Source organism: uncultured Ramlibacter sp. (assembly GCF_936925435.1).
Lineage (GTDB): Bacteria > Pseudomonadota > Gammaproteobacteria > Burkholderiales > Burkholderiaceae_C > Ramlibacter.
Genome location: NZ_CAKZHQ010000053.1, coordinates 24,643 through 31,797 on the forward strand (window position 1 = coordinate 24,643; position 7,155 = coordinate 31,797).

Annotated in this window: 5 protein-coding genes; 3 read left to right on the plus strand and 2 right to left on the minus strand. The window is 64.0% G+C overall.

The window, feature by feature from the left end:
• Window positions 1–5: 5 nt before the first annotated feature.
• A complete protein-coding gene (locus Q0632_RS21885) occupies window positions 6–1,367 on the minus strand; it encodes a copper oxidase (RefSeq protein ID WP_298934280.1) in 1,362 nt (453 codons plus the stop codon).
• Window positions 1,368–1,378: 11 nt separating this feature from the next.
• Window positions 1,379–2,779 carry a TolC family protein gene (locus tag Q0632_RS21890; protein ID WP_298934282.1) on the minus strand — a complete coding sequence of 467 codons (1,401 nt, stop codon included), beginning with the start codon at window positions 2,777–2,779 and terminating at the stop codon, window positions 1,379–1,381.
• Between the two features lie 986 nt (window positions 2,780–3,765).
• Between Q0632_RS21890 and Q0632_RS22415 the strand changes: the two genes are divergently transcribed.
• From Q0632_RS22415 to Q0632_RS21905, 3 genes are all read left to right on the plus strand, one after another.
• On the plus strand, window positions 3,766–4,089 hold the full coding sequence (locus Q0632_RS22415) for a heavy-metal-associated domain-containing protein (protein ID WP_367181239.1): 324 nt from the start codon (window positions 3,766–3,768) through the stop codon (window positions 4,087–4,089).
• 14 nt (window positions 4,090–4,103) lie between these two features.
• A complete protein-coding gene (locus Q0632_RS21900; protein WP_298934284.1) occupies window positions 4,104–4,346 on the plus strand; it encodes a DUF2933 domain-containing protein in 243 nt (80 codons plus the stop codon).
• A 319-nt stretch (window positions 4,347–4,665) separates the two neighbouring features.
• A complete protein-coding gene (locus Q0632_RS21905; protein ID WP_298934285.1) occupies window positions 4,666–7,044 on the plus strand; it encodes a copper-translocating P-type ATPase in 2,379 nt (792 codons plus the stop codon).
• Window positions 7,045–7,155: the final 111 nt, after the last annotated feature.

The window sequence follows — 7,155 nt, forward strand, 5'->3', positions numbered from 1 at the left end:
TGTTCTCAATGGCCGGTGTGGCCATTCGGGCGGCGCACGGACAGGCCGGCGGTGCCAGGCGTCTGCGCACGTGCCGGTTCTTGCAGCTGTCCGGTGTACTCGTAGGCAACGGTCCCGGGCGGATGCTTGTACGGGCCAGGGTCTTTGTAGTCACCGGGCCGGACGTCATCGCGGACCTTCACGACGCTGAACATCCCGCCCATGCCGACCGGGCCAAACGGCCCCTTGCCGGTCATCATCGGCAGCGTGTTGTCCGGGAGGGGCATCTCCATCTCGGTCATGTCGTGCATGCCCTTGTCGCCCATCACCATGTAGTCGGGCACGAGCTTCGTGATGCGTTCGGCCAGGCCCCGGTGGTCGACGCCCACCATGGTGGGGATGTTGTGCCCCATGGCGTTCATGGTGTGGTGGCTCTTGTGGCAGTGGATGGCCCAATCGCCGGCGACCGCGTCGAACTCAATCGCGCGCAATTGCCCCACGCCGATGTCCGTTGTCACCTCCGGCCACCGGGCTGCCTTGGAAACCCAGCCTCCGTCGGTGCCTGTCACTTCGAAGTGCGGACCGTGCATGTGAATGGGGTGGTTGGTCATCGTCAAATTGCCAATGCGAATGCGAACCCGCTCGCCGGTGCGGGCCACCAGCGGGTCGATGCCCGGGAACACGCGGTTGTTCCAGGTCCACATGTTGAATTCGGTCATCGTGCTTGCCTTCGGCGTCATCGCTCCCGGCTCCACGTCGTAAGAGGCCAGCATGAACATGAAGTCGCGGTCGACTTTCAGTTGCCGCGGGTCCTTCGGATGCACCACCAGGCAGCCGTACATGCCGAGGGCGAGCTGCAACTGTTCGTCCAGGTGCGTGTGATAAAAGTGCGAGCCCGGGCGCAGCAGGGTGAACTCGTAGACGAAGGTCTTGCCCACGGGAATCGGGGGCTGCGTAAGGCCGGAAACACCGTCCATGCCCGAGGGCAGCAGGATGCCATGCCAATGGACGGCGGTCGGCTCCGGCAGCTTGTTCGTGACGAAGATGCGGATGCGGTCCCCCTCAACGGCTTCGATGGTCGGACCAGGACTGGAGCCGTTGAAGCCCCACATGTTGACCTTCATCCCCGGCGCGAACTCGCGCACGCAGGGCTCGGCGACCAAATGGAACTCCTTGACGCCGTTAGTCATGCGCCAGGGGAGCGACCAGCCGTTCAAGGTGATGACGGGGTTGAACGGCCGCCCAGTGGACGGCGCCGGAGGGGGGTGTGTGGCAGCGGTGGACTGCAGCACAGCCTCCGGCAGGGATGCAGCGCCGACGCGGCTGACCGCGGTCGCGCCAAGCGCTACGGCGCCTGCGGTCTTGAAGAAGTTGCGACGATTCGACATGGTGTTCTTTCTCAGTGCCCTTGGGCCGGGGTTGTGCCGGCCGAAGCTGCAGGCTGGGAGACATTGCTGGCACCGGGCGAGCGGCCGGTCAGAGCGGTCTGGAGGTTGGTTTCGGCGACCCAAAAGTCGCGCAGCGCCTGCACGTAACCGGTCACCCCAGCCACCTGTTCGCGAGCGTCGGTCAGGAGCTCGAAGACGCTAATCAGCATTCCGTTGTAGCGCAGCAGGTTCTCTTCGGAGATGCGCTTGCGCAGCGGCACAACTTCATCGCGGTAGTGCTTGGCCAAGTCGAAGGCCGTGCGGTACGCTGAGTAGGCCTCCCGCACCTCCGACTGCGCGTTGACGGCCACTTCGGCCGTGCGGTTCACGGCCTGCATGTACGTCGCCTCGGCACGCGCGGCACGGGTGGAGCCAAAGTCGAAGAGCGGCAACTCCAGTTCTATTTCAAAGCCGTTGGCGCGCGGACTGCCTGACTCACTCTTGTTCTGGTATCCGAGCTCCAGCACGTTCACCAGGCGCGTGGCTTTTGTGAGTCCGAGTGAGCGCGCCGTCGCATCGGTCGAGCGTTTGGCCATCAGAACATCCAGGCGCTTGTCCATGGCGGTCTGCACCGCGTTCTGCGGCTCGGTCGGTTGCTTCGGCAGGTCGGGCAAGCGCTCCGGCAAGCGAAAGGTCAGCTGGTCACCAGAAAGGCCCAGAAGGCGCGTGAGCTTCTCGCGCTCCGCGGTGGCTTGATGTCGTGCACGAGCGAGCTGCGCGGTCGCATCCGCGTAAAAGGCCTGCTCCCGCATCTGCGTGAGCTTGCCGAAGTTGCCGGCCTGCAGCATGCGCTTGGCCAGCTCGTTCGACACGTCAGCCGTCTCCTTGACCTGTTGGAAGAACTTCACCAACTCCTGGGCGGCCACGGCATCGAAGTACGCGCGCCGCACGTCAGTGGCCAGGCCCACGGCTTCGTACGCGACCTGGTACTGCGTCTGTTCGAAGCGGCCCTGGCCAACCTCTGCGGCCAAGGGCATGGTCAGGAGGCCTAGGACGTCGAATATCACGGCGCGCTCGATTTCTACCGAACCTCCACCGCTGAGGCGCCCGAAGCTGAAGGACGGGTTTTTCAGTCGCCCCGCTCGGACGAGGTCCGTTTCGGCAATGCCGAGCTCGCCGAACTTTGCCTGCAAGCCGCGGTTGTTCATGAGAGCCACTTGCACGGCGGAGTCAGTCGTCAGTGGCGCTTTCAGAAGCTCTGAAACCCGTGCGCGTGCGGTGTCGGAGTCCTCCTGGCTACGCTGCACGGCGACAACCTGCCCTGTGCGCTCTTTCGTGAGCTCCGAGACCTTGCCAAAGCCGCCATCGGTCGAAAAGGAGGCGCACCCCACCAGGACGAGTGTGGCAAGGGCCCCCGCTGCGAGGCGCATCATTTCTGACCCCCGTGCATCTGATGCCCACTGTGGCCCGGTTCGCCAGTCGTAGCGGCGGGCGGCGGGGCAGGCTTGCCTTGGGTAGCGGATGCCGGCACCGCCGGAGCGGATTGTCCGGAATGCGCACCCGCACCTGCCTTGGAGCGTACGGTCTCGTTCACCGTACGCCAGTCGGCTGGCGACACATCAGTCCAGGGCTTGTAGTCCGCGAAAGCAGATTCATACCGCAGGGCCGACGCGGGCGCCGGGTCAGTCTGCGCAAGCGCCAAGCCGGGAAGGCACAGCGCCACGGCTGTCGCCAGCCGGAATGTAGTATTTTTCATCTGTCGAAGTCATCTGAGCAGCCGACATGGTCGGCCTATGCCCGTGCGGACGCACGAGCGCCATCAGGCCTCTCGCGGAGGCCTTACTGGGTCAGATGGTTCGGGGGGGACGCTCTTGGGCACCCGAGTAGAAGCTCGGGACAAGAGCGTTCAGGCCGGGGAACTTGGTAGCAGGTGAATGCTGGTCCGGCACAGAGGGAGAGTGGCCTAGGAGGCCGGTTAGCGAGCAATACGACGCACACAGGTTGCACTTGTCGGCGGCATCGTGGTCGTGATGTCCGGTATCGGAGTGACCAGCCCCGGCATCGGCAACAGCTGAGTGTTGGTGCGCGGCGCCGTGCGCCTGGTGAGAATCGTGGTCCTGATGAGCGTGAACTTGGACCGGTTGCTCAGCACCGGAGGGCGGGCAGAGCATGGCGGCTGCGACCGCGCCCCTAATGGGGAGCAGTACCGCAAGGAAGACCAGCAGCCAGATTCGGAGCGTTCGCACAGCAGTTAGGTTAGCACGGGCAGGAAAGTTCAATTTGTGTAGCTCGGCCGTTTAGCCGTGCCATTAACTACTATGAACCTTACCCCCTGGGGAAGGTCAAGTCCCAAATAAGACTTGACATTGACATGATGGGAAGGTTGATAGTTGCTTCTTCAACCTCGAAAGGACAAGCAATGGTCACCTTCCAAGTCAACGACATGACGTGCGGTCACTGCGCCAGCACTATTGCCAAGGCCGTGGCTGGCGTCGATAAGAACGCCGTTACCGAGGTCGACATCCCACGAAAGCTCGTACGCGTCAGCAGCGGAGCGCCGGCAGCCGACCTGGGGCAGGCCATCCAGGATGCCGGGTACACGCCCCAAGTAGTCGAAGCAGTACCCGGCATCCAACCTGCGACACCGCAAGCGAGCGGCGGTTGCTGTGGCGGCGGCCGAAAGAAGGCATCGGTTGACGTCGGTCAAGGTGTCGCCCCGCCTCGCAGCTCATGCTGCGGTTAGTACAGGAGACCACCATGGACCAGCAACAATCCCGCCCGTCATTCTGGAAGACGCCTTTCGGAATCGTCGCGACCCTCGTCGCTGTTGCCGCGAGCGTCTACCTGTGGGTCGCCCACAAGGACCACGTGCTGTCTCTGCTGCCTTTAGCCTTTCTGGCCGCTTGCCCACTGATGCACATCTTCATGCACCGCGGACACGGCCACGGTGGCCACGCGCACGGCGCAAGCCGGGACAATGATGGCGCGCGGAAAGGCTAAGGCGGCTGAGCTCGCCTCCGGCCTGGGGGCCATTGTCCTGGGCGCTGGCCTGGCATTGCTTGTGCCGGACGTCCTTGGTGGATTCGCAATTCCCATCCTGGTGGCCGGCGTCTTGGTGCACGGGGTTGGCATGACCCTCAAACATCGGCTGGAATCGGTCGAGCGCCAACCCCTTTGGTGGGAACGGGCGCTCTTCTGGCTTTGCTGGCTGTGCTTGGCCGCGCTTGGGGCCTGGGTGCTCGTCCGTCTGCTCACAAAATGAGGCAATGGCGGCGCAAGCCGGCGTTCGGCCTCACACTGGAAGAATTAGGAACACGCCATGCAACTAGAAAACTCATCTCATGGAGAGCATGGCGCTGTCGCCTCTCACGACCACGCCGGCCAGTCATCAGACGTCGAGTACACCTGCCCCATGCACCCGGAGGTGCGGCAGATTGGCCCAGGCAAGTGCCCGAAATGCGGCATGTTCCTGCAGCCGGTGGGCGCGTCGGCACACGCCGGCCATGCTGGTGGCCACCACGGGCATGCGCACCATCACGCGGCGCCTGACACGGCGCCGGCAGCTGTGGTGAAAGGCGGCAAGGACGTCGAGTACACCTGCCCCATGCATCCCCAGATTCGCCAAATGGGGCCAGGAAACTGCCCAATCTGCGGCATGGCCCTGGAGCCAGTGATTGCGACGGGTGAGTCCGGTGAGAGCCCCGAGCTGCGAGATATGACCCGGCGCTTCTGGATAGGGCTGGCCCTAACCGTGCCCGTGTTCTTCCTCGAGATGGGCGGGCACCTGTTTGACATCGGACACCTGGTCGGGGCGCAGACCTCGAACTGGATTCAGATGGTTTTCGGAACTCCGGTCGTCCTCTGGGCCGGTTGGCCGTTCTTCACCCGAGCCTGGGCTTCCTTGAAGAATCGCAGCCTCAACATGTTCACACTCATTGCTCTCGGGACGGGCGCGGCGTGGTTGTACAGCATGGCGGGCACGCTGGCGCCCGGCCTCTTCCCGCAGGAGCTGCGAGCTCACGGCGGCGCGGTTGCCATCTACTTCGAGGCGGCCGCAGTCATCACCGTTCTGGTGCTGCTTGGCCAAGTACTGGAGCTGCGCGCGCGGGAGAAGACTTCCGGCGCCATCAAGGCACTCCTAGACCTGGCGCCGAAGACGGCGGTGCGGGTCAAAGACGATGGCTCAGATGAGACCGTGCAGATTGACACCATCCAGGTCGGCGAACGGCTTCGCGTGCGGCCTGGCGAGAAGGTGCCGGTGGACGGCGAGCTGGTTGAGGGCAAAGGCACGGTCGACGAGTCGATGGTGACCGGCGAGCCCATGCCAGTCGTGAAGGCGCCAGGTTCGAAGGTCACTGCGGGCACCATCAACCAGAGCGGCGGCTTCGTAATGCGCGCGGAGAAGGTCGGAGCGGACACCCTGCTCTCGCAAATCGTCCACATGGTCGCCGCCGCACAGCGTAGTCGCGCACCCATCCAACGGATGGCTGACCAGGTCGCAGGCTGGTTTGTGCCCGTGGTGCTGGTAGTTGCGGCGCTGACGTTCGTTGCCTGGTTGGTCTGGGGCCCGAGCCCGGCGTTTTCGTACGCCCTCATCGCCGCAGTGGCCGTCCTTATCATCGCGTGCCCCTGCGCGCTGGGGCTGGCCACGCCCATGTCCATCATGGTCGGCGTCGGGCGCGGCGCCCAGCATGGCGTGCTGATTCGAGACGCCGAGGCGCTGGAGCGCATGGAGAGGGTCGATACAGTGGTCGTGGACAAGACCGGCACCCTGACGGAAGGCCGGCCCAAGGTCGTCCACGTCGAGCCCGCCGCCGGATTTCAAGCAGAGGATCTGCTACAGAAGCTCGCAAGCGTCGAACGCGCGAGCGAGCATCCCCTGGCCATGGCCGTCGTCGCCGCGGCCCAAGAACGCAAGCTACAGCTCTCCGAAGTGACAGACTTCGACTCTCCCGTGGGCAAGGGCGTCGTCGGCAAGGTCGCAGGCCTTGAGCTGGTGAGCGGTGCCGCCAAGTTCCTCGCCGAGCGGGGCATCGACGTTGCGCCTCTGAATGTCGCCGCAGAACAGCAGCGTGTGAAGTCGGCAACCGTCATCTTCGTTGCGCTGGATGGCAAGCTCGCTGGCTTCGTGGCCATCGCAGACCCTATCAAGCAGACCACGCCGGCTGCGCTCAAGGGCCTGCGTGACGCAGGCGTCCGCATCGTCATGCTGACTGGCGATGGAAAGACCACTGCCGAGGCGGTAGGCAAGGAGCTGGGCATCAACGAGGTGGTTGCGGAGGTCTTTCCCGAAGACAAGGCCGCCATCGTTAAGCGGCTACGCAGCGAAGGCAGGGTGGTGGCCATGGCAGGTGACGGTGTCAATGACGCGCCCGCGCTAGCCGCCGCCGACGTCGGCATCGCTATGGGCACCGGCACCGATGTGGCCATGGAGAGTGCGGGCATAACCCTGCTGAAGGGCGACCTCATGGGCATCGTCCGGGCTCGACAGCTGTCGCATGCGACCATGAAAAACATCCGGCAGAACCTGTTCTTGTCTTTCGCCTACAACGTAGCCGGCATCCCGCTCGCGGCGGGCGTGCTCTACCCCTTCTTTGGGCTGTTGCTTTCGCCAGTGGTGGCGGCGGCCGCGATGGCGTTGTCGTCGGTAAGCGTCATTGCGAACGCGCTTCGACTTCGCTCTGCTTCAGTGGACTGACTTCGGTGTGCTAATTGAAGATGTCCGCTTCTGGCCGATTGTGTTGAAGAACTCGATCGGCGGCAATTTCTCCTTGGCTCGCTTCAACCCCGCGGCGCTGTTTTCTGAAGC

What these genes read in the sequence shown, in the direction of transcription:
- Q0632_RS21885 (WP_298934280.1), bottom strand. Translation starts at nt 1,367, where the DNA reads ATGTCGAATCGTCGCAACTTCTTCAAGACCGCAGGCGCCGTAGCGCTT.
- Q0632_RS21890 (WP_298934282.1), bottom strand. Translation starts at nt 2,779, where the DNA reads ATGATGCGCCTCGCAGCGGGGGCCCTTGCCACACTCGTCCTGGTGGGG.
- Q0632_RS22415 (WP_367181239.1), top strand. Translation starts at nt 3,766, where the DNA reads ATGGTCACCTTCCAAGTCAACGACATGACGTGCGGTCACTGCGCCAGC.
- Q0632_RS21900 (WP_298934284.1), top strand. Translation starts at nt 4,104, where the DNA reads ATGGACCAGCAACAATCCCGCCCGTCATTCTGGAAGACGCCTTTCGGA.
- Q0632_RS21905 (WP_298934285.1), top strand. Translation starts at nt 4,666, where the DNA reads ATGCAACTAGAAAACTCATCTCATGGAGAGCATGGCGCTGTCGCCTCT.